We start from the raw sequence: 20,024 nt of genomic DNA, 5'->3' as shown, positions 1-20,024 counted from the left end.
CGATAGTGTATTTTGAAGTCTTTTAAAAAGGAGTTTAAAATGGACATTGGTAACATTCAAAGAGATGCAAATATCACTCATTTTAATACAAAGGGTGCAGAAAAAACATCTCAACAAGAAAGCAAGCAACAAATTGATTTAAAAGATCAAGATGAGAATTTAAACGATAAGTTGAAAAATGCAACAGAAAAGTTAAACCAGCAAATGGAAACTTTAGAAACAAATGTGCGTTTTGCGTACAATGATAAAATCAACGAAATGTATGTGAATGTGACCGAAAAAGATACTGGCAGGCTCATACGCAAAATTCCTAGTGAAGAGGTTATGAAGCTGATAGAGCATTTTAAAGGTGTTATTGGCACTATTTTTGATAAGGAGAGTTAATAATGGCAGTAGGTAGTTTAGGAAGTTTAGGGATAGGTTCAGGTGTTTTAACAAGTGACACTTTAAATAAACTCAAAGAAGCAGAGATGAATGCTCACTTGAGTCTTTATAATACACAACTTGAAACCAACACTTCAAGACAAAAAGACTTAGCAGAGCTTGAAGCGAAGTTACTTGCTTTCCAAACTGCTGTTAATAGCCTAGGGGATACCTCTCAGTTTAACAAAAAGAAAGTATCTCCTAGCGTAAGTGGAGATAGTGCTGCTGCGAGCTTAGTAGTAGGATCCTTATCTAACCTTACTAATATGAAAGTGATCGTAGATCAATTAGCCCAAAAAGATGTGTATCAAAGTAATGGCTTTAGGGATAAATCTGCTACTGTTATGGGTAGTCTGGGTATAAAAGGTGGTGAAGATGGTAAAACTTCTTTTACTATCACTCAAGATGGAAAAGACTATAAGATCGACATAGACAAAAGTACAACTGTGGCTCAGCTTGCTGAAAAGATCAACGCAGCCACCGGTGGCAAAATAGAAGCTAAGCTTGTTAACACCGGAGACAGAGATAATCCATACCGCTTAGTCGTACAAAGCACCGAAACAGGAACAAAAAACAACATCTCTTTTTCAGGTGATGATGAGCTTTTAAAAGCTATGGGCTGGGAACTTGATAAAAATAGCATTAGCGCGGGTGGTTTGTATGGGTTTAGACCCAATGGGCAAAATGACACAAAAGACACCATAACAGGAAGTATTTCAGAATTATCGCCTCTTAATGTTGAAGATCTTAAAAAGCAAAAACTTTTAGGCGAAGGAGAAAAAACTTCTTTTACTTTTGTTATAAAAAATGGTGAAAGATATGATAGATTTACGATTAATATTGATGAAAATACCACCTATGAAAGCCTTGCGGAGGATTTAAGAAAACAAACCAATGGAAAAGTTGAACTTAAAATAGAAGATGGTGGCAAACTGTCCTTTAGAGCTACCAATGGTGGTGATTTGAGTATATTTGATGGGGGTTATGCGGTTGATAAAGATGGTAATATCGACACAAGCAACTATCAAAGAGATCCTTTGGCTACAAGATTACTCAGCGATAAGTTTGGAATCACTTTAGATACAAGTACACCACAAGGTTACAATGTAAAAGCAGACAATGAAAACCACATTCAAAAAGGTATGGACGCTATCTTTAGCGTAGATGGTGTGAAGATGACAAGACCAACCAACACTATCACTGACATAGGTCCTGACATCACTTTGGAGTTAAAACAAAAAGGTGAGATTAGTTTCAATGTCACTCAAGATACAGAATCTATCGCGCAGTCTTTAGAAAGCCTAGCTACAGCTTACAATGACTTGATGATCAATCTCAACGCAGCGACCAAATTTGACCCTGATGCAGGGACAAAAGGAAACTTTGTTGGTGTAAGTGAAATTTACAACATCAAATCTCAAATCAACAACATCCTACTTCAAACCATCACCGTTGATGGAACAGTTATCGTTGGTGATAGCGACAGTTCAGAAGGGGTAAAAGTTTCTTCAAAAGTAAGTTTGTCTTTGGCAGATTATGGTTTGACTTTAAATGATGGGGTTTTGACTTTTGATTCAGGTAAGTTTAACTCTAAATTTAATGAAGATCCGCAAATGGCTGAGAAATTTTTCGTAGGAAGCAATGGCTTTGAAGATATTGACCTAGTGGGCGATAGGGTGAGTAATCTTGGTGATGGTGATATAAAATTTGAAGAAGGTAAATTTACCATCACTTATAACGATGAAACGATTGATTTAAGCAAAACAGCAAATGGAGATCCTTTTACACTTACTGGTAAAGATGACATAGAAAAAGCTAAAAACCTAGTAGATCATATTAATAGTTTTGGCTTAGAAGGCTTAGAAGCTAGTTTTGAAATCATCAATCAAGGTAAAGAAGGACAACAACAAATCCAGTTTAAAATCAAAGGAACTTCAGGTAGCAACCTTGAAATCAAGGGCGATAGTGAATTTTTGAAAAAATTTGGCTTAAGCTCTAGAACCATTTACTCAGTTTACAAAGAAGAAACAGGAACTTTTGGGGTGTTAAAAAACACCATGGGAGAAATCATGAGTTCTGATGGCTCATTTGGTGGTTATAAAGAATCCCTAACAAAAGAATCTAAAAACCTAAACGAAACCATCGAATCAACTAAAAAAACCATAGAAGATAGATACGATACGATGTGGTCTAGATGGGCTGCTTATGATGGTATCATCGCAAAATTAAACAATCAAGCAAGCGTTATTTCAAACATGATCAACGCAGCAAACAACCAAGGTTCATAATTTAAGAAAGGAAATTAATGCTAAATAGTGCAGTTTATAACGCATATTCGCAAAATCAAACCGGAGTAGAATCTCAAGAAAAATTAATCGAGATGTTATATAGCGGGATTTTACGTTTTTCTAGTAGAATAAAAATAGCCATACAAAATGACAATATAGAAGAAAGAGTATATTATGTAAAAAGAGCTAGTGCTATTTTTATTGAGCTACTTAACTGTCTTGATTATGAAAAAGGTGGAGAAGTAGCACACTACCTTAGTGGCTTATATACTAGAGAATTACAACTTCTTTCTTTAGCAAATATAGAAAATAATGAAGCTAGGGTAGATGAAGTGATTAATGTTGTAAAAGGCTTATTAGAAGCTTGGAGGGAAGTACATCAAAAATGAGTGAAAAAAAATGGATAGATGAGTTTAAATTAGCTGTTTATACTGAAGATGTAGAAAAAATAGTCAAACTCATAGAAAAACCTGATTTTAATGACTGTCCTAATGAAGCTTTGGCATTGACCAATGAAGCCATAGCTTTTATGAAGAAAAAGCAAGATGAAGTGGCTCTTAACTTAAAAAAACTCAAAAAAGCTTCTGCTTACATGAAGTAAAACATGGCGATAAGCCGAGTTCTGTCAAGAGCGATCATTTATCTAGACTTGTTTTTGCAAACAAGTTCAAGCGAAGGGTTATATTATAAGACTAAAACCACCCCTTCTTGCTGCAGATTGGGTTTACATAGCTAACTTTGTTACCAAAGTTACTGGTAGGCTCTTACCCTACCGTTTCACCTTTTCCATATAAAATATGGTAGTTTTCTTTCTGTTGCACTTTCCCTTAGGTTGCCCTAGCCATCCATTAGATGGAATCTTTGTCTTATTGCAGCTCGGACTTTCCTCTTCTAAAGAAGCGATCGCTTGCCATGTTTAGTCAAATTTTATCAAAAAAATCATTTTTATACTAGAGTAAAAACAAGATTTAGTATAATTTTTAAGTCATTTTTATCTTTTACAAGCTCCATTTGTCTAACTTTCACATAAGGATCTAAATTTTGTAAAAATTGCATTAAGCTATAAAAATCACTTTTGAAATTTAATCTCACTTCATAATATGCAAAATATTTATCTTGTACTTTATGACTTTGAATTTGTAATTCTTTTGCTTGAATTTGACTAAGACTTTGCTCAATGTGCTTTAAAACACTTTGATAATCCTTGCTTTCTTCTAAACTCAAATTCTCATCTAAAAATTCGATTTTTTCATCATGTATAGCGATTAAATCTTGTATTTGTTGATACTGACTTTTTAACTCAAAAAGTTCATTTTGCGATGATTGCAACCTAACTTCAAAAGTGCTATATACACTAATATAAACTAAAAAAAATCCAAGCAAAAAAACCATGATAAATGCTAATATCAATTCACGTTTAGATAAAGCAAAAAGGATATTTTCTAAATCATCAAAGATTTTTTTCAAATACAAGAATGGTTTTTCCATGTTTGACTTCTTTGTTTTTTAAAATAAATGAGTATTTTTTAAATTCATCATAAAAGTCATCATCTTTTATTAGCTCTATAGTAAAAATATTATCTTTTATAGATAAAGCTTCTATAGGGATTTGATAAAAATTTAACACCAATAAGAAATTATAAAAATCTCTATAGCAAAGCGTATGAGAATAAATTTTTTGCAATGATTTTATTTTTTTCTGATTTTCATTTTGTGTCTTTAAAATCACCTCATTTGTTTTTTGCTGTAGCTGGAGGTGTTTTAATTTTTCACTTTCATTTTGGATAAGACTTTTTAACTGAAAATTTTCTTTCGTATTTAATAAGGCTTGTATATACAAATAACTAGGATACATCATAGCCAAAAAAACTCCACAAAAAAACAAAAGCAAAGCTTTAAAGCTATAGGATTTAAAATAAACCAATGATTCTTTTTTAGCAAAGTTAATCTTTGTAAAGCTGATTTCTTCAAGTAGTTTTGGATATAAAAGCTTACTTTCTAATTTTTTAAATATACTGATATTTTTCGTATCATCTATGCTGATAATATTTTCATAAATATTTTGCAATTTAGCTTGATAGGTCTCATTATAAGCATTTAAAGGCAGTATTTTGCAGTTTTTAAAGTCACTACCTACATAGTCTATTAAGACTATGTATTGTTTTTTAAACAATAAAACCAAATTATTTAAGCTTTCAGCTTTATTAAAATACACCCCAAAAAGCAAAGGCTCTGGGATCAAAAAGTCTTTACTTGAAACATTCTCACGTTGGGTTAAAAAAACATGTGTAAAATCATCATCTAGAAAATATTCTATTTTATAAGAAAAATCATCTTTAACTCCTAACTCATCGAAGCTTTTGCTTAAAATCTCATCTTCGCTTGTTAGTTTTGTAAATCTAATATAAAGAAGTTTTTCATAAGCCAAAAAATCCTTTAAAATAGACCTTTTACTCATCATAAAGGATTTTTTTAAGATTTTGCTCGTTTTTATGCCAATTTTTTTCAAGTTGGACGAACAATTTTAGCATTACCTTTTTTTGTGCTAATTTTTCTATTTTTATCCTAGCTTCTTTTCCTATGCGTTTAATCGTTGCGCCATCTTTGCCTAGTATCATTCCTTTATGCGAATTGCTATCTGTGATGATTGTGGCATTGATGTGATAAATTTGATCTAGTTCTTTGATTTTTTCTATTTTGACTTCAGTAGTGTATGGAATTTCATCACTTAAATTCTCATATATCGCTTCTAAAATAAAATCTCTGTAGATATCTTTTTCATTTGTTGTAGTGATAAATTCAGGATCAAAATAATACGGATGTTCAGGCAAATACTTAACCATCTCATCTAGAAGAATTTTCTTATAAAACTTTTGCTTTGCAGAATAGGGGATAATAGCACTAAAATGGGAACTAAATCGAGCATATTCGCTTAGTTTTTTCAGTAAAATTTCCTTTTTTACCAAATCAACTTTATTGATTAATACAATATGTGGCACTTTGGGATTTAAACTTAAAAAATTTTCATAATCTTTAATATCATCATAAATACTAGCTACAAATAAAATCACATCACAATCAGCAATGCTTTTAATCGCCAAATCTATCATAAGTTGATTCATAGCCTTAGAACTTGCATGCAAACCAGGCGTATCTATAAAGATAAGCTGATGATCTTCATGCATGACAATGGCGTTGATTTTTCTTCTTGTAGCATTTTGTTTGTGAGAAACCATCGCCACTTTTTCTTCTAATAAAGAATTAAGGATAGAACTTTTTCCTGCATTAGTTCTACCCACTATACTAACAAAGCCACTTCTCACAAGATATACCTAGCTAGATCTTTGTTTTCTATGATATCTCCAAGTTTAACTTGCACTTTAAAATCATCTATTTTATAAACTTTACCAGCATATTCATCTGCTTCAAAGCTTATATCTTCCAAAAGTTTTTCTACTACCGTATGTAAGCGTCTTGCGCCGATATCTTGCATTTCTTCATTTGCTTTGCTTGCTATTTTTGCTATTTCTCTAATCGCATCATCTTCAAAAACTAATTCCACTTTTTCAGTTTTTAAAAGCTCAATATATTGTGTTAGCAATGAGTTTTTAGGTCTTGTTAAAATCGCATACAATGCTTCCTCATCTAATGAATCAAGCTCCACTCTCAAAGGAAAACGCCCTTGAAGTTCAGGGATCAAATCACTTGGCTTGCTTAAGTGAAACGCACCTGCTGCGATAAATAAAATATGATCAGTTTTTAAAGGCCCGAATTTAGTTTGTATAGTGCTACCTTCAACTATAGGAAGTAAGTCTCTTTGCACACCTTCTTTACTTGGATCTTGACGATTAGAATTAGAGCTTGAAACCGCTACCTTATCTATCTCATCGATAAAAATAATCCCTTCATTTTCCGCTCTTCTTAAAGCCTCGCCTTTAATGCTTTCCATATCAAGAATTTTCTCACTCGCTTCTTGAGCTAGGGCTATTCTTGCGTCTTTAACTTTCATTTCTTTTTTAACTTTTTTATTACCCACACCAATCACTTTAACAATGTCTTGCATAGCACCCATTTCAGGTGGTAAGTTTGGGTTGGTGTCAAACACACTTTGTGAAATTTCAACTTCTATCACGCTATCATCTAAATCACCCGCTTGTAATTTTGCGCGCATTTTTTCTAAAGAATTTTGATACTCTTCTTGCTTTTCTTCGCTAATGCCTTTTGGTAGAGGCGGTAAGAGTTTTTCTAAAATTTTATTTTCTATAAACTCATTAATTTTTTCTTTGTTTTTTTCTTTTTCTTCATTTTTTACTAAATTTAAAGCAGCATTTGCTAAATCTCTAACCATACTTTCTACATCACGCCCAACAAAACCAACTTCAGTGTACTTGCTTGCCTCGACTTTAACAAAAGGAAGCCCCATCATCTTAGCAAGGCGTCTTGCAATCTCTGTTTTACCAACCCCAGTTGATCCTATCATCAAGATGTTTTTTGGCATGATATCATCTTGCAGTTCAGGACTAAGTTGCATTCTTCTATAACGATTTCTTAAAGCTATTGCTATGATTTTTTTAGCGTTTTTTTGTCCAATCACATAATCATCTAAAAATTTTACAATCTCTTTTGGAGTTAAATTCATTTATCATCCTCAATTACATAAGTTTTAATATTTGTATTAGTGTAAATGCAAATTTCACCAGCTATTTGCAAACTTTCTTTTACTAATTCTTCCTCATCTAAACTAGAATGCTTAGCCAAGGCTCTTGCAGCAGAAAGCGCGTAGTTGCCACCACTTCCAATAGCAGCTATAGCACCATCTTCAGGTTCTACTACATCTCCAGTTCCTGAAAGTAAAAATATATGATCTCTATCAAGCACAAGCATCATAGCTTCAAGCTTTCTTAAGTATTTATCTTTGCGCCATTCTTTAGAAAAGTCTATGGCAGCTTTTAGCAAGTCACCCTTAGAACTAGAAAGTAATTTTTCAAACATATCAAAAAGATTAAAAGCATCAGCAGTACTTCCTGCAAAGCCTGCCAATACTTTACCATTATTTAATTTTCTAATTTTCACCGCATTGTTTTTTAAAACAGTATTTCCAAAACTTACTTGTCCATCTCCACCTATAACAGACTTATTTTTGCCTTTATAAGCTAAAATTGTAGTCGCGTGAAACATTACTCTCCTTTAACCTCTAGCTTAAATAAAGCATGGATCGCATGTCCTAACTTTACTGAAATTGCATGCAAGCCAAGCTCTTTTATCGTGTCACATTCTAAGCTTTTTTTATCAAGCTCTATGCCTTTTTGATCTTTTAATGCATGAGCAATTTCATCTTTGGTAACCCCACCAAACAAACTTCCATTAGCCCCCACAGGTTTAGCTATACAAATCGTGATTTTAGATAACTCTTCTTTTAGTTTTTCCAAATTTGCAAGCTCAAATCTTAAATTTTCAGCCTTTTTCTTTTGCTCAGCCTCATATTGCTTTAAAACCTCATGTGTAGCAGCTTTAGCAAAACCTTTCGCAATTAAAAAATTTTGCCCATAACCATCTTTAACTTCTTTAACTTCTCCTGCTTTTCCTAAGCTTTTTACATCTTTGATTAACAATACTTTCATTTTTGTCCTTTATTAGAATTTTCTTCCATTTTTACCTGCGATGATAAATCTCAACGCATTCAATCGTATAAAACCTTGTGCATCTTTTTGATCATACACTACATCTTCTTCAAAAGTACAATAAGCTTCATTAAACAAGCTATCATTTGCACTTTCTCTACCTATTACTATTACATTGCCTTTATATAATTCAAGTTTAACTTTACCATTTACATACTTTTGTGATTCATCGATCAATGCTTGCAGCATTAATCTTTCAGGTGAAAACCAATAGCCATTATAAATTAAACTTGCATATTTTGGCATTAACTCATCTTTTAAATGTGCTGCTTCTCTATCTAAAGTAATGCTTTCTATAGCACGGTGTGCTTTTAATAATATAGTCCCCCCTGGGGTTTCATAGCAACCTCTACTTTTCATTCCTACATAGCGATTTTCAACAATATCAAGACGACCTATGCCGTGTTTTGCACCAAGTTCATTTAGTTTAGCTAAAAGTTGCGCAGGAGACATTTTTTCTCCATTTATGGCACACAAATCACCTTTGTTAAACTCTAGTTCCACCATCTCGCTTTCATTTGGGGTGTCTTTTAAGTCTTTCACCCAACGCCACATATCTACCTCAGGTTTAACCGCAGGGTCTTCAAGCACCAAACCCTCATAAGAAATATGCAGTAAATTCGCATCCATAGAATAAGGCGACTTGCCCGGTTTTTTAGCGATATCAATTCCATGCTTTTGCGCATAAGCTAAAAGTTTTTCACGGCTATTTAAATCCCATTCTCTCCATGGAGCAATAATAGCCAAGTTGGGATTTAACGCTAATGCACCTAGCTCAAAACGCACCTGATCATTACCCTTACCAGTTGCCCCATGGCTGATCGCATCTGCGTTGGTTTTATTTGCAATTTCTACTAAAGCTTTTGCTATCAAAGGTCTTGCTATACTTGTACCTAGTAAATACTCTCCCTCATAAATAGCATTTGCTCTAAACATAGGAAATACATAGTCTTTTACAAATTCATCTTTTAGATCCTGAATAAAAATATTTTCTTCTTTCACACCTAAAGAAAGGGCTTTTTTTCTAGCAGGTTCTAGCTCTTCACCTTGTCCTACATCTGCTGTAAAAGTGACAACTTCGCAGTTGTATTCATCTTGTAGCCATTTTAAAATTATACTTGTATCTAGTCCACCAGAATACGCTAAAACCACTTTTTTGATATCTTTTTTCATTATCTTTCCTCTTTGTAAAAATAATTTTAAAATTTAACGAATTTAGCTTAATATAATGTAAAATATTAAAACATTTTGCAACATTTTCTTGTATTTTTTGATAAAATATTTTTATGAGAATAGATAAGTTTTTAAATGTAGTCAATATCACCAAACGTCGTGCTATTTCAGAAGATATGTGCAAAAGCGGTGTAGTAAGCATTAATAATCAAGTTGCAAAAGCAAGTAAAACAGTAAAAGTCGGCGATGAAATCAGTATTAAATTTATAGAATACACCAATATCTATAAAGTCTTAGATATACCAACAACCAAAAGCATACCAAAAGCTATGCAAGAAAAATATGTGGTGAAAATTCAATGAAAGAAATGATTTTAAGTCAAAATGAACTAGATCAATTATGTATGGTTTTGCCTAAAAACGGGGTTGTTTTACTTCAAGGAGACTTAGCAAGTGGTAAAACTACTCTAGTACAAGCTTATGCAAAGTTGCTTGGAGTGGAAAAAACGCTTCATTCTCCTACATTTTCTATTATGCAAGAGTATGATTTCCATCAAGGTAAAATGTACCACTATGATATCTATCAAGAAGGTTTTGATGGACTTTTAAAAAATGGTTTAATTGAAAATTTTTTTGAAGAAGGTTTGCATTTGGTGGAGTGGGGCGATGAAAAATTAAAAAAATATTTAGATAAATACCAAATTTTTAATATAATTTTACAAATCATTCCTTATGAAAATAAAAGAAAGTACATAATACATGAGTAAGCTAGAAGCTAGAAATTTAGAAAAAATCATCAAAAAAACAAAAATCATTCACGATGTCTCACTAGAAGTACAAAGCGGAGAAGTCGTAGGGCTTTTAGGGCCTAATGGAGCAGGAAAAACCACTAGTTTTTATATGATATGCGGACTTATCTTACCAACTAGCGGACAAGTGTTTTTAGACTCTCAAGATATCACAAAAGAACCGCTTAATAAAAGAGCAAAACTTGGCATTGGGTATTTACCTCAAGAAAGTAGCGTATTTAAGGATTTAAGCGTTGAAGAAAATTTACTCTTAGCTGCACAAATTATCTATAAGGATAAAAATTTATTAGAACAAAAAGTGGAGCAAATGCTAGAATTGCTTAGCATAGAGCCAATTAGACACAGAAAAGGCATGAGTTTAAGTGGGGGCGAAAGAAGGCGTTGTGAGATAGCAAGATCACTGATGTGTGACCCTAAGTTTTTACTTTTAGATGAGCCTTTTGCAGGAGTTGATCCTATCGCAGTGAGTGAAATTCAAAGCTTGATTAATGACTTAAAAGCTATGAATATAGGTGTTTTGATCACTGATCACAACGTAAGAGAAACGTTAGCAATTTGCGATAGAGCTTATGTAATCAAAAGCGGAAAATTACTTGCTAGTGGCAATGCAAATGAAATCGCACATAATGAAGATGTTAAAAAATATTATCTTGGAAGTGAGTTTAGACTTGAATAATGCTTAAACAAAAAACCTCTATAACGCAAAAAGCAAAACTATCGCAAACTTTAAGATCTTGGCTTCCTATACTACAAGCTAATATTGAAGATTTAAAAGAAAGCCTAGATGAATTTGCAAAAGAAAATCCCTTTATAGAAGTAAAAGAAAACTCAAGCATTACAAACAACCAAAACAAATACTTTCAAGAATACTTCAGTAAAAATACAACCACTCAAATGATTGATGCAAAAAGTTTAGAAGTAAAAAATGTATATGAACTTTTAAACGAGCAAATCATACCTCCATTTTTTCCTACACAAAAATCCCAAACCATTGCAGAAAAAATCATAGAGTGTTTAAATCATGAGGGTTATTTTGAGTATGATGAGGAAATTTTAGGCGAATTTGATCCTACGGAAGTAGAAAAAATCAGACAAAGGTTTAAATATCTTGATCCTATTGGAGTAGGGGCAAAGGACCAGCAAGAAGCCCTTATTTTTGCGTTGGAGCATTTTGACTTAGATGATGAACTTTATGAATTTTGCAAAATGCTAATTTTAAATTTAGAAAACGCTAAAGACTTCATCAAAGATCCTTTATATAAACAAGCCATAGCTGTAATTAAAAAAATTTCTTTTCCGCCTTTTTTAGAGTACTTTGAAGAAAGTATGGAAATCATTCCTGATATATTTATCTATCAAGAAAATGGCGAAATTAAAATCAAAATCAACGATGATTATTACCCAGAAATTGCTTTTGAAGCAGATGGCTTAGATCATGAGTTTTTAAGTGCTTATCTAAAAGATGCTAAAAATTTAATTGATGCATTAGCTATGCGCAAAGCCACTCTTTATAAATTAGGACTTATGATCATAGAATATCAATATGATTTTTTCATGGGCGGGGATATCAAGCCTATGCAACTTAAAGACTTAGCGCAAGACCTTGAAAGAAATGCTTCTACTATCTCAAGAGCCATTGCAAATAAATACCTAAGTTGCGATAGAGGCTTAATACCTTTAAAGTCTTTCTTTACCACCGCTGTCGATGATGGAGAAACCTCCAATGCGACCATTAAAGATTTTCTTAGCAATCTAATAAAAAAAGAAAATCCTAAAAAACCTTTAAGTGATTTGAAAATTCTTGAACTTACTCAAAAAGAATTTCCAAGCGTACAGCTAGGGCGTAGAACCATCACAAAATACCGTATGCAACTTGGTATAGGAAGCTCAAGTGAGCGTAAAAAATTATATGAATTAATGTAGGAAAAAAATGAATTTAGAAAGTATTTTTGAAAAAACTATCAAACAAAATGTACGTTTAATAGCGGCTAGCAAATATGTTCAAGATAGACAAATTCGGGAGCTTTTTAAACAAGGTGTTATAGAGTTTGGAGAAAATCAAGTCCAGGCTTTAGCTTTAAAAAAAGAAAAACTGCAAGATTTGCAAGAAATCAAATGGCATTTTATAGGTAATCTTCAAAGCAATAAAATCAATCTTTTGATCAAACAAAACCCTATACTTTGGCAATCATGCAATGGTTTAAAAATAGCCAAAGCAGTAGATAAAAGACTTGATTATAAATTAGATACTTTATTGGAAATTAATACTGCCAATGAAAGTTCCAAAAGCGGTATAGAACAAAATAAAGCCGTAGAAGAGTTTTTACAAATAAAAGAAGAATGTAAAAATTTAAATCTAGTAGGGGTTATGTGCATAGGCTCTATGAATGAAGCAAAAGTCCAAGAAAGTTTTGAACAAACTTTTAAAATCTATGAAAAACTACAAAAATACGGAGCAAAAATTTGCTCCATGGGTATGAGTGGGGATTTTGAGCTTGCTATAAAATGCGGATCCAACATGGTGCGTTTGGGGAGTATTTTATTTAAATAAACCCCATTTGTTTTGCTTTTTCTATCATAAAATCAGCACCATTTTCGCTTTTTAAATTTTGCAATGCTAAGGATTTTGTTTCTAGTGAAAAATTTTCCACCAAAGTTAAAAAATCACTTTTTTCATCTTGAGTTAAAATCTCACACAAATTACGCTCTTTTAAATACAAAGCATTAAAATACTGATGATTTTTAGCTGCATAGGGATAAGGTATAAAAATACAAGGAAGCCAATTTGCGCTAAGTTCAAAAAGACTACTTGCACCTGATCTTGATATAGCTAAATCTGCCTTAGTGATTTTTTCTATAATGTTTTTATCAAAGTCAAAAAGCTCTACATTGATACTTAAATCCTCATAAGCTTTTTTACATCTTTCATAATCATTTTTACCACACTGGTGAATAATATTAATACCTTTTTCTTTAAAATACCAAGCATTTTCTAAAGCAAGATCGTTAATAAATTTAGCCCCTTGTGAACCACCAAGAAAAATAATATTTTTTAATTCCTTTCTCACTCTTGCTTTTTGCGAAAAAACCTCATTAATAGGGTAAGGACAAAAGAAAGTATTTGCCTTGTTAATTTGATCTTCAAAAGCAGTAAAAAAAGCTTTAGAAAGCGGTTTTAAGAGTGAATTTAAACTTCCCATTTTAGAATTTTGCTCATGGATCAAAAGAGGTGTATTTGACATTAAAGCACCAAAGGCACCCGGAGCGCTACTGTATCCTCCTACGCTAAAAACTGCCTTGATTTTATGCTCTTTTATAATTTCTTTTGTTGTTTTGGCAAGTTTTAAAATATGTAAAAAAGACTTAAATTTAGCCAAACCTTTTTTATTTACCACGCCTTGAGAACTTAAAAAATACTTTTTATAAAAACCATTTTCATTTTCAAACCAAAGCCTATCTTGTCCATTTTCACTCCCTATATAAATACAATCTAAGCCTTGTTTTTTTGCACTTTGTAATAGACATCTTGCTATCGCTAAATGTCCTCCTGTACCTCCACCTGTAATTGCTATCATTTATAAACCTCTTTGTTTAGTTTTTCTTCTAAAATAGCAAGTCTTGCTTCTAATTTAGTGATTTTTTCTTCATAATCAATCTTGCCATGTTCTTTGATATAAGCGGGTATGCCCACAGCAGTTAAATTAGGTCCAACATCTTTCAAAACAACCGCATTAGAGCCTATTTTGGCATTTTTACCTATGGTAATATTACCTAAAATTTTAGCACCAGATCCTATTACTACGCCATCTTCTATAGTAGGGTGTCTTTTAGTATTTTTATCTAAACTCGTTCCACCTAAAGTAACACCTTGATAAATCAAAACATCATCACCTATGATAGAAGTCTCACCGATCACAACTCCACTTGCATGATCAATAAATATCCTTCTACCCAAACTCGCACCCGGGTGCAAATCAACCCCTGTAAAAAAATGCGAAATTCCACTAATAATCCGCGCAATTTTTTTATAACCTTTTTGATAAAAAAAATGCGCAAAGCGATAATTCACCACAGCCCAAACACCAGGGTAATTAAAAACTAATTCAAAAGAAGACCGATATGCAGGATCTTTTTGTTTTGGCATAGAAAAATCTTCTTTAATTAGTTTAAAAATACTCATTTTGAACCTATACTTTTTAAATATCCATTATCATTTAAAAATAAATAAATTTCACCCAAAATATGCTTTTTTTGATTTTCATTTACAAGTTTTGAAGCATAAATTTTTTCATTAATATTATCCATAATTGCATGAATATCATAGTCAAGATCTTCTAAGGTATCTAAAATAGATTGAGCCTCTAGTACGCTTTCTACTTCAAAACCCTTTTCACTAATACTAATACAAGCTTCGGTTGGATGTGTAAAAAGATTATGCTTCATACCAAGCACTTCTTGATAAGCTCCTACTAGGAAAAATCCTAAAAAATAATCTTCAGCTTCTACATCAATATCATGCAAAAACAAAGGATTATCTTTAGAGTAAGAAATCTCTCCATCGCTATCACAAGTTATATCCCATATACTTGCGCTTCTTGTAGGTTTTTTATTAAGCCTATCAAGTGGCATAATAGGAAAGTTTTGCTCTAAACCCCAAAAATCAGGTAAAGACTGAAATACCGAAAAATTTACTAAGTATTTTTCTTGCACTTCATTTTGCAAACTCGATAAATCAGCTTGATCGCCAACCAAAGAAATGGCTTTTCTCATAATCAAATGCAATAAAATTTCACTATTAGAGCGATCTTGCAAGTCCACATAACCCAAATCAAACAAGGTTAAAATGCTCTCCATATGGTCAATACTATCATGTAAATACTCTAACGCATTAGAAGCCTTGATGTTTTTATATAAATCATACAATTCATCAATGAGTTTTGGATTTTTATCTTTTAGCAAAAGCTTGCTTTCTGTGTATTCTTGAGAAAAAAGCTCCAAAACAGGTGCCACTAAAACAGCATGATTAGCTGCTACAAAACGTCCACTTTCTATAAAAATATCTGGTTCAAGATCTTTTTTTTGCTCTGCAATACTTTTTAAAATAAACACCACATCATTTGCATACTCACTTAGGGTGTAATTTCTACTCATTTCATTTTTAAACTGAGAATATTCCACCGCTAAACCTCCACCAAGATTAATGGCTTTTAAATTTTTTGCACCCATCTTTCTAAGCTCGGTGTAGATATTTCCTGCTTCATTTAAAGCTTTTTTTAAAGGATGAATTTCAGTGATTTGCGAACCCAAATGAAAATGTATCATAGTGAATTGATCTAAAAGCTTATTGGCTTTTAAAAGATTTACCGCTTCAATAAGCTCGGTAGAAGTTAAACCAAATTTAGAATTAATACCACCACTTTTTGCCCAAATTCCAACTCCAGCTGAATGCAAACGCACCCTTAAGCCTATATTTGGTTTAGGTTTGAAACGATTTTTAGCAATTTCTATCATTGCTTCAAGCTCGTTTAACCCTTCCATAGTTAAAGTGATATTATGTCCCATTTCACAAGCTATAAAGCCCATATTGATCAACTCTTTATCTTTAAAGCCATTAACCGTTATAGGCGCGCCTTCATTATTATAAGCCATGGCTAGTAAAAGCTCAGCTTTACTTCCTGCTTCTAGGCCATAGTTGTACTCCTTGCCTAGATTGACTAAATTTTTTACAAAGCCTGGGTATTGGTTTACTTTCAAAGGGTAAACCGCATTGAATGTTCCTTTGTAGTTAAATTCTTTTTTTGCTTTGGCAAATTTTTCATATATTTGTTCAATTTGCTTATGGATTAAATGAGGAAAGCGAAGCAACAATGGCCCCTTATAACCATCATCACGTAAAGTATTGACTATATCTATAATGGCAGGTTTTTTACCATGATTTACACATACTTTGCCATTTTCAATGATAAAATTATTTGCTCCCCAAATACTAATACCATAATCAATCATAATTCATTCTCCAAATTTACTAATTTTATATTTTTATTTTCTTTACTATCTAAATTTTTATAAAAAATCTCTTCTTTTTGTATTTCATCTTCACCTATACACAAAAAGATTTTAGCATTGGCAGTATCTGCTTGATTTAAGTGTTTTGCAAGTTTTTTTGCTTCATAACTTATATATACTTTATGTTTTTTTCTTAAAGTATTTGCTAGTTTAAAAATGGTATCTATATAAGCTTCATCCATAGCACAAAGATAAATTCCTTCTCTAGTTTTTATGCTTTGTTTTTGCTCTAAAATAGCCATGATCCTTTCTATACCCATAGCAAAACCTACACCATAGCCACTTTTACCATCTAAATACTCAATCAACCTGTCATATCTTCCACCACCTGCCACAGCAGCCTTTGCTCCGATTTCATCGCTGATAAACTCAAACGCACTTTTAGAATAATAATCAAGCCCGCGCACCAACTTCTCATCGCACTCAAACTCAACATCGTTTTCATTTAAAAGTTTTTGTAATTTTTCATAGTCTTTTTTACAACACTCGCACAAATTTTCACTTAGTTTTGGCACATTTTCAATCAAGCTTTGACAGTGATCATTTTTACAATCAAGCACTCTGATAGGATTTAATTCTTTTCTTCTTAAACAGTCTTCGCAAAAACCATCTTTGGAATTTAAAAAAGCTATGAGTTTTTCTTTATATATGCCCATGCATTCTTTACAACCCAAAGAATTAATTTTCAAACTTGTGTGAATTTCTAAGCGTCTAAAAATTTCATTTAACATTAAAATAATACTCGCATCTTCATACACACTTGCCACACCAAAGCTTTCTACTCCAAACTGATGAAATTCACGTAATCTTCCTTTTTGCGGCCTTTCATAGCGAAACATAGAACCATGATAAAACCACCTTTTAATACTTTGGGCTTTATCCATTTTAGCTTCAATGTATGATCTTACCACTCCAGCTGTACCTTCAGGCCTCAAACATACTTCATTACCCGCTTTATCAACAAATTCATACATTTCCTTGCCGACTATATCAGAACTTTCTCCTACACTTCTTTTAAAAAGCTTGGTAAGCTCTAAATGTGGACAATTAACAAAAGTAAAACCATAGTTTTTAGCTACTTCCTCGCAAGTTTTTACTACTTTTTCATAAAGCCTAGCTTGCTCATCGTGCAAATCTTTCATTCCTTTTAAAGCATTAATCATCGATAAATTCCTTAATCTTTTCATGCAAATCTTCAACACTCAAAGATGCATCTAGTTTTAAAATTTTCATATCTATTTTAGTTTGCAAAAAATTTAAAGTTTCTTCTAAAGCTTTTTGTGTATTTAAGAAAAACTCAATCCCTCTTTGCTCAATACTGTCTAAATCTTTTTTAGAAAGCCTTTGAGTGATGAGTTCTTTTGAACCGTATAAAAATACAACCTTTTGTGGAAAAACCCCACTTGTAGCAAAGGCATTCAGCTCAAATAAAATATTTTGATCAAAATCACATCTTGCATAAGCCATATTGGAAATAAAACTACGATCAGAGATAATGAGTTTATTTTGTTCTTGGGTTAAATGCAAATCACACAAATTGGCTCTATCGGCTAAAAAAAGCAAAAGTTCGGCTTTTTTTGAAAATTGTATTTTGCTTTCTAATAAAATTTTTCTCAAATACACCCCAAGTTCACTTCCACCAGGTTCTTTAGTGAAAAATGCATCAGGAAAATGTTTTTTTAAAAGTTCTATTTGTGTGCTTTTACCCACACAATCCACTCCTTCAAAAGCTATATACAATCTTTCTCCTTTAATAGAGGTATAACATCTTTTGGCACAAGTTTACTCACATCACCATTATGCATACAAATAGATCTTACTATGGAACTTGAAATAAAAGAATTTTTTAAATTTGGCATAAGATATATGGTTTCAAAATCTTCCCAAAGCATGTGATTTGCATAGCCAAGTTGCAATTCATACTCAAAATCACTTACCGCTCTTAAGCCTCTTATGATAATATTTATTTGCAAATTTTTAGCTAGATCTACTAGTAAGTTATCAAAAGTCACAATTTTAACATTTTTTAAGTCTTTTGTAGCAATTTTTACCATTTTTTCTCTATGCTCTAAACTAAACATAGGCTTTTTGCTTTCGCTTTTAGCGACAGCAACAACTACTTCCTCAAACATTTTACTAGCACGGATGATCACATCTAAATGCCCATTGGTAATAGGATCAAAAGTACCAGGATACACACAACTTGCCATTATTGCCACCTTTGATATAAATTATGCTCAATATTTGCAAGATCAAGCCATTTTCCTATGATAAATTCATTTAATTTTTCTATACTATCAACCTTAGCATAACTTGCCATTACAGGAGGAGCGATGATAACTCCATAACTAGAAAGCTTTGTCATTTGTTCTAAATTTAAAGTAGAATAGGGCATCTCTCTTACCCCAAGTATAAGCTTTCTTCGCTCCTTCAAAGCTACCCCCGCAGCTCTTGTGAGTAAAGTATCGCCTATACCACAAGTAATTTTTGCTAAAGTATTAATCGAACAAGGTGCAATAAAAGTCGTTTCTATACCAAAAGATCCACTTGCAACATTTTGACTAATATCTTCATTGTCTAAAAAATTCACATGATCAAGTTCAAATTTGTCTTTTATGTATTGCATGAAGTTTATGTTTTCTAAAAGTAAATTTTCTTTTATGAAACTAATTTTGGCATTTTGGGTTACAATGGCAAAAATTTGCCCCTTTTGCCTTAAGTGCTTTAGCAATAAAAAGCCAAGCTCACAAGAACTAGCTCCGCTAATACCTACTAAAATTTTTCTCATTTTAGCTCCACGTAATTTTTACTAATAACTTTACCATATACCACTTTTCCATCTTTATTTTTAAGACGAATTCTTTGATTTAAGTTTCCACTTTGCAAAGCTTTTAACTCTATCATCATGCTTAAATCCCCATCTTTGATAATACCATAAACAGAATCATTTCTTTGTATAAGAGTTTTAGTTTTAAACATATTGTATTTTAAAATCACATTTTCCCTTATATTGCTTTTGGCAATTAAATTTGCAATTTCATCTTTTTTTAGCACGCCTTGTGGAGCTTTATCAAAAGGAATTTTTAAAATTTTAAAACTGGCAGGACTTAAATTTTCATTACGCGAAATAGGGCGTGTGGTTTGCAAAACCTCTAACTTTGCCTTTAAAAAATACTTAAAAAATATATTTTTTTTGTATTGCTCTGGAGTTTTAAATTCAGCTTTTATAAAACCATCAGCTCTATCAAAATTATGATTACCTAGTTTTAAAAAAATGTATTGATTAAAATCAGTAGGCAGGCTTGATTGAGTGTTAAGATCTAAAGAAATGATTTCTAGTTGTGGATAATTTGTTTTAAATTCTTTAACCAATGCTAGTTTTACTTCATCAAAATTCGAAGCAAAACTTAAAGTATAGAAAAATAAAAACAATACAATATTTCTCACAAACATACAACCTTTGCAATAATTTTAAAAACTAACATATCATACATAAAAAAAGTTTGAATTTGGTTGAAAATTACCAAAATAAATAAAATAAAATTTGCTTGTAAAAATGCAAGATTGAAGATTGAGGGCAAAATC

24 protein-coding genes and 1 other RNA gene are annotated in these 20,024 nt (G+C 32.1%); 9 read left to right on the top strand and 16 right to left on the bottom strand.

What is annotated here, in order from left to right:
• The first annotated feature begins 39 nt into the window (after positions 1–39).
• Genes A0083_RS04145 through A0083_RS04130 form a run of 4 tightly spaced genes read left to right on the top strand, consistent with a single transcriptional unit; the run spans position 40 to position 3,312 of the window.
• Entirely contained in the window at positions 40–384 is a 345-nt protein-coding gene (locus tag A0083_RS04145; protein WP_197554485.1) for a FlaG family protein, read from the top strand.
• A 2-nt stretch (positions 385–386) separates the two neighbouring features.
• On the top strand, positions 387–2,711 hold the full coding sequence (fliD, locus tag A0083_RS04140) for a flagellar filament capping protein FliD (RefSeq protein WP_197554482.1): 2,325 nt from the start codon (positions 387–389) through the stop codon (positions 2,709–2,711).
• A gap of 17 nt (positions 2,712–2,728) precedes the next feature.
• Positions 2,729–3,100 (top strand): flagellar export chaperone FliS, encoded by a 372-nt coding sequence (fliS, locus tag A0083_RS04135; RefSeq protein WP_120759043.1) that lies wholly within the window; start codon positions 2,729–2,731, stop codon positions 3,098–3,100.
• The gene (locus tag A0083_RS04130) at positions 3,097–3,312 is read left to right on the top strand and encodes a hypothetical protein (RefSeq protein WP_120759041.1); all 216 of its coding nucleotides are present in this window, start codon (positions 3,097–3,099) and stop codon (positions 3,310–3,312) included. Before fliS ends, A0083_RS04130 begins: the two co-directional genes overlap by 4 nt.
• Here the strand turns inward: A0083_RS04130 and rnpB are convergent.
• The 8 genes from rnpB to A0083_RS04090 all read right to left on the bottom strand — a co-directional run bounded on the left by rnpB (position 3,307) and on the right by A0083_RS04090 (position 9,565).
• Positions 3,307–3,630, bottom strand: an RNA gene (gene rnpB / locus A0083_RS04125) — RNase P RNA component class A. The genes A0083_RS04130 and rnpB overlap by 6 nt on opposite strands.
• Positions 3,631–3,656: 26 nt before the next feature.
• The gene (locus A0083_RS04120; protein ID WP_197554479.1) at positions 3,657–4,199 is read right to left on the bottom strand and encodes a hypothetical protein; all 543 of its coding nucleotides are present in this window, start codon (positions 4,197–4,199) and stop codon (positions 3,657–3,659) included.
• Entirely contained in the window at positions 4,162–5,139 is a 978-nt protein-coding gene (locus A0083_RS04115; protein ID WP_197554476.1) for a hypothetical protein, read from the bottom strand. The genes A0083_RS04120 and A0083_RS04115 overlap by 38 nt, the downstream gene beginning before the upstream one ends.
• A 22-nt stretch (positions 5,140–5,161) precedes the next feature.
• Positions 5,162–6,034, bottom strand: coding sequence for a GTPase Era (gene era / locus A0083_RS04110; RefSeq protein WP_120759035.1), 873 nt, complete (start codon positions 6,032–6,034; stop codon positions 5,162–5,164).
• Positions 6,031–7,350 (bottom strand): ATP-dependent protease ATPase subunit HslU, encoded by a 1,320-nt coding sequence (gene hslU, locus A0083_RS04105; protein ID WP_197554473.1) that lies wholly within the window; start codon positions 7,348–7,350, stop codon positions 6,031–6,033. The genes era and hslU overlap by 4 nt, the downstream gene beginning before the upstream one ends.
• Positions 7,347–7,889 (bottom strand): ATP-dependent protease subunit HslV, encoded by a 543-nt coding sequence (hslV, locus tag A0083_RS04100; RefSeq protein ID WP_120759032.1) that lies wholly within the window; start codon positions 7,887–7,889, stop codon positions 7,347–7,349. The genes hslU and hslV overlap by 4 nt, the downstream gene beginning before the upstream one ends.
• Positions 7,889–8,332 carry a 50S ribosomal protein L9 gene (gene rplI / locus A0083_RS04095; RefSeq protein ID WP_197554470.1) on the bottom strand — a complete coding sequence of 148 codons (444 nt, stop codon included), beginning with the start codon at positions 8,330–8,332 and terminating at the stop codon, positions 7,889–7,891. The genes hslV and rplI overlap by 1 nt, the downstream gene beginning before the upstream one ends.
• Before the next feature lie 12 nt (positions 8,333–8,344).
• Positions 8,345–9,565, bottom strand: a complete 1,221-nt coding sequence (locus tag A0083_RS04090) for an argininosuccinate synthase (protein ID WP_197554467.1) — start codon at positions 9,563–9,565, stop codon at positions 8,345–8,347.
• 113 nt (positions 9,566–9,678) lie between these two features.
• Here A0083_RS04090 and A0083_RS04085 point away from each other — a divergent pair, with 113 nt between their 5' ends.
• Genes A0083_RS04085 through A0083_RS04065 form a run of 5 tightly spaced genes read left to right on the top strand, consistent with a single transcriptional unit; the run spans position 9,679 to position 12,924 of the window.
• Complete coding sequence (locus tag A0083_RS04085; RefSeq protein ID WP_039663642.1) at positions 9,679–9,927, top strand: RNA-binding S4 domain-containing protein; 249 nt, start codon at positions 9,679–9,681, stop codon at positions 9,925–9,927.
• Positions 9,924–10,331, top strand: coding sequence for a tRNA (adenosine(37)-N6)-threonylcarbamoyltransferase complex ATPase subunit type 1 TsaE (gene tsaE / locus A0083_RS04080; protein WP_039663640.1), 408 nt, complete (start codon positions 9,924–9,926; stop codon positions 10,329–10,331). The genes A0083_RS04085 and tsaE overlap by 4 nt, the downstream gene beginning before the upstream one ends.
• A complete protein-coding gene (gene lptB, locus A0083_RS04075) occupies positions 10,324–11,049 on the top strand; it encodes an LPS export ABC transporter ATP-binding protein (protein ID WP_039663638.1) in 726 nt (241 codons plus the stop codon). The genes tsaE and lptB overlap by 8 nt, the downstream gene beginning before the upstream one ends.
• Positions 11,049–12,296, top strand: a complete 1,248-nt coding sequence (locus A0083_RS04070) for an RNA polymerase factor sigma-54 (RefSeq protein ID WP_039663635.1) — start codon at positions 11,049–11,051, stop codon at positions 12,294–12,296. The genes lptB and A0083_RS04070 overlap by 1 nt, the downstream gene beginning before the upstream one ends.
• A 7-nt stretch (positions 12,297–12,303) precedes the next feature.
• The gene (locus A0083_RS04065) at positions 12,304–12,924 is read left to right on the top strand and encodes a YggS family pyridoxal phosphate-dependent enzyme (protein ID WP_197554464.1); all 621 of its coding nucleotides are present in this window, start codon (positions 12,304–12,306) and stop codon (positions 12,922–12,924) included.
• Here A0083_RS04065 and A0083_RS04060 read toward each other — a convergent pair.
• Genes A0083_RS04060 through flgA form a run of 8 tightly spaced genes read right to left on the bottom strand, consistent with a single transcriptional unit; the run spans position 12,917 to position 19,892 of the window.
• Positions 12,917–13,948 carry a UDP-N-acetylglucosamine--N-acetylmuramyl-(pentapeptide) pyrophosphoryl-undecaprenol N-acetylglucosamine transferase gene (locus A0083_RS04060; RefSeq protein ID WP_120759027.1) on the bottom strand — a complete coding sequence of 344 codons (1,032 nt, stop codon included), beginning with the start codon at positions 13,946–13,948 and terminating at the stop codon, positions 12,917–12,919. The two genes, A0083_RS04065 and A0083_RS04060, sit on opposite strands and share 8 nt — an antisense overlap.
• On the bottom strand, positions 13,945–14,553 hold the full coding sequence (gene cysE / locus A0083_RS04055) for a serine O-acetyltransferase (protein ID WP_197554461.1): 609 nt from the start codon (positions 14,551–14,553) through the stop codon (positions 13,945–13,947). The genes A0083_RS04060 and cysE overlap by 4 nt, the downstream gene beginning before the upstream one ends.
• Positions 14,550–16,379 carry a biosynthetic arginine decarboxylase gene (gene speA, locus A0083_RS04050; RefSeq protein ID WP_120759024.1) on the bottom strand — a complete coding sequence of 610 codons (1,830 nt, stop codon included), beginning with the start codon at positions 16,377–16,379 and terminating at the stop codon, positions 14,550–14,552. Before speA ends, cysE begins: the two co-directional genes overlap by 4 nt.
• On the bottom strand, positions 16,376–17,602 hold the full coding sequence (gene hisS, locus A0083_RS04045) for a histidine--tRNA ligase (RefSeq protein WP_197554458.1): 1,227 nt from the start codon (positions 17,600–17,602) through the stop codon (positions 16,376–16,378). The genes speA and hisS overlap by 4 nt, the downstream gene beginning before the upstream one ends.
• Entirely contained in the window at positions 17,595–18,179 is a 585-nt protein-coding gene (gene tmk / locus A0083_RS04040) for a dTMP kinase (protein ID WP_197554455.1), read from the bottom strand. The genes hisS and tmk overlap by 8 nt, the downstream gene beginning before the upstream one ends.
• The gene (coaD, locus tag A0083_RS04035) at positions 18,170–18,649 is read right to left on the bottom strand and encodes a pantetheine-phosphate adenylyltransferase (RefSeq protein ID WP_120759019.1); all 480 of its coding nucleotides are present in this window, start codon (positions 18,647–18,649) and stop codon (positions 18,170–18,172) included. Before coaD ends, tmk begins: the two co-directional genes overlap by 10 nt.
• The gene (locus A0083_RS04030; protein WP_197554452.1) at positions 18,649–19,227 is read right to left on the bottom strand and encodes a UbiX family flavin prenyltransferase; all 579 of its coding nucleotides are present in this window, start codon (positions 19,225–19,227) and stop codon (positions 18,649–18,651) included. The genes coaD and A0083_RS04030 overlap by 1 nt, the downstream gene beginning before the upstream one ends.
• Entirely contained in the window at positions 19,224–19,892 is a 669-nt protein-coding gene (gene flgA / locus A0083_RS04025; protein WP_197554449.1) for a flagellar basal body P-ring formation chaperone FlgA, read from the bottom strand. The genes A0083_RS04030 and flgA overlap by 4 nt, the downstream gene beginning before the upstream one ends.
• Positions 19,893–20,024: the final 132 nt, after the last annotated feature.

Origin of the sequence: Campylobacter sp. 2014D-0216, assembly GCF_014931215.1 — a bacterium.
In the GTDB taxonomy this organism is placed as follows: Bacteria; Campylobacterota; Campylobacteria; order Campylobacterales; family Campylobacteraceae; genus Campylobacter_D.
This window is presented reverse-complemented; position numbering and strand designations above follow the sequence as displayed.

Coding starts and splice junctions, on each gene's coding strand:
- fliS (WP_120759043.1), top strand. CDS start 2,729: ATGCTAAATAGTGCAGTTTATAACGCATATTCGCAAAATCAAACCGGA.
- fliD (WP_197554482.1), top strand. CDS start 387: ATGGCAGTAGGTAGTTTAGGAAGTTTAGGGATAGGTTCAGGTGTTTTA.
- A0083_RS04145 (WP_197554485.1), top strand. CDS start 40: ATGGACATTGGTAACATTCAAAGAGATGCAAATATCACTCATTTTAAT.
- lptB (WP_039663638.1), top strand. CDS start 10,324: ATGAGTAAGCTAGAAGCTAGAAATTTAGAAAAAATCATCAAAAAAACA.
- A0083_RS04065 (WP_197554464.1), top strand. CDS start 12,304: ATGAATTTAGAAAGTATTTTTGAAAAAACTATCAAACAAAATGTACGT.
- A0083_RS04085 (WP_039663642.1), top strand. CDS start 9,679: ATGAGAATAGATAAGTTTTTAAATGTAGTCAATATCACCAAACGTCGT.
- A0083_RS04130 (WP_120759041.1), top strand. CDS start 3,097: ATGAGTGAAAAAAAATGGATAGATGAGTTTAAATTAGCTGTTTATACT.
- A0083_RS04120 (WP_197554479.1), bottom strand. CDS start 4,199: ATGGAAAAACCATTCTTGTATTTGAAAAAAATCTTTGATGATTTAGAA.
- rplI (WP_197554470.1), bottom strand. CDS start 8,332: ATGAAAGTATTGTTAATCAAAGATGTAAAAAGCTTAGGAAAAGCAGGA.
- tsaE (WP_039663640.1), top strand. CDS start 9,924: ATGAAAGAAATGATTTTAAGTCAAAATGAACTAGATCAATTATGTATG.
- coaD (WP_120759019.1), bottom strand. CDS start 18,649: ATGGCAAGTTGTGTGTATCCTGGTACTTTTGATCCTATTACCAATGGG.
- cysE (WP_197554461.1), bottom strand. CDS start 14,553: ATGAGTATTTTTAAACTAATTAAAGAAGATTTTTCTATGCCAAAACAA.
- A0083_RS04090 (WP_197554467.1), bottom strand. CDS start 9,565: ATGAAAAAAGATATCAAAAAAGTGGTTTTAGCGTATTCTGGTGGACTA.
- speA (WP_120759024.1), bottom strand. CDS start 16,379: ATGATTGATTATGGTATTAGTATTTGGGGAGCAAATAATTTTATCATT.
- flgA (WP_197554449.1), bottom strand. CDS start 19,892: ATGTTTGTGAGAAATATTGTATTGTTTTTATTTTTCTATACTTTAAGT.
- A0083_RS04070 (WP_039663635.1), top strand. CDS start 11,049: ATGCTTAAACAAAAAACCTCTATAACGCAAAAAGCAAAACTATCGCAA.
- A0083_RS04030 (WP_197554452.1), bottom strand. CDS start 19,227: ATGAGAAAAATTTTAGTAGGTATTAGCGGAGCTAGTTCTTGTGAGCTT.
- hslV (WP_120759032.1), bottom strand. CDS start 7,889: ATGTTTCACGCGACTACAATTTTAGCTTATAAAGGCAAAAATAAGTCT.
- hisS (WP_197554458.1), bottom strand. CDS start 17,602: ATGATTAATGCTTTAAAAGGAATGAAAGATTTGCACGATGAGCAAGCT.
- A0083_RS04060 (WP_120759027.1), bottom strand. CDS start 13,948: ATGATAGCAATTACAGGTGGAGGTACAGGAGGACATTTAGCGATAGCA.
- hslU (WP_197554473.1), bottom strand. CDS start 7,350: ATGAATTTAACTCCAAAAGAGATTGTAAAATTTTTAGATGATTATGTG.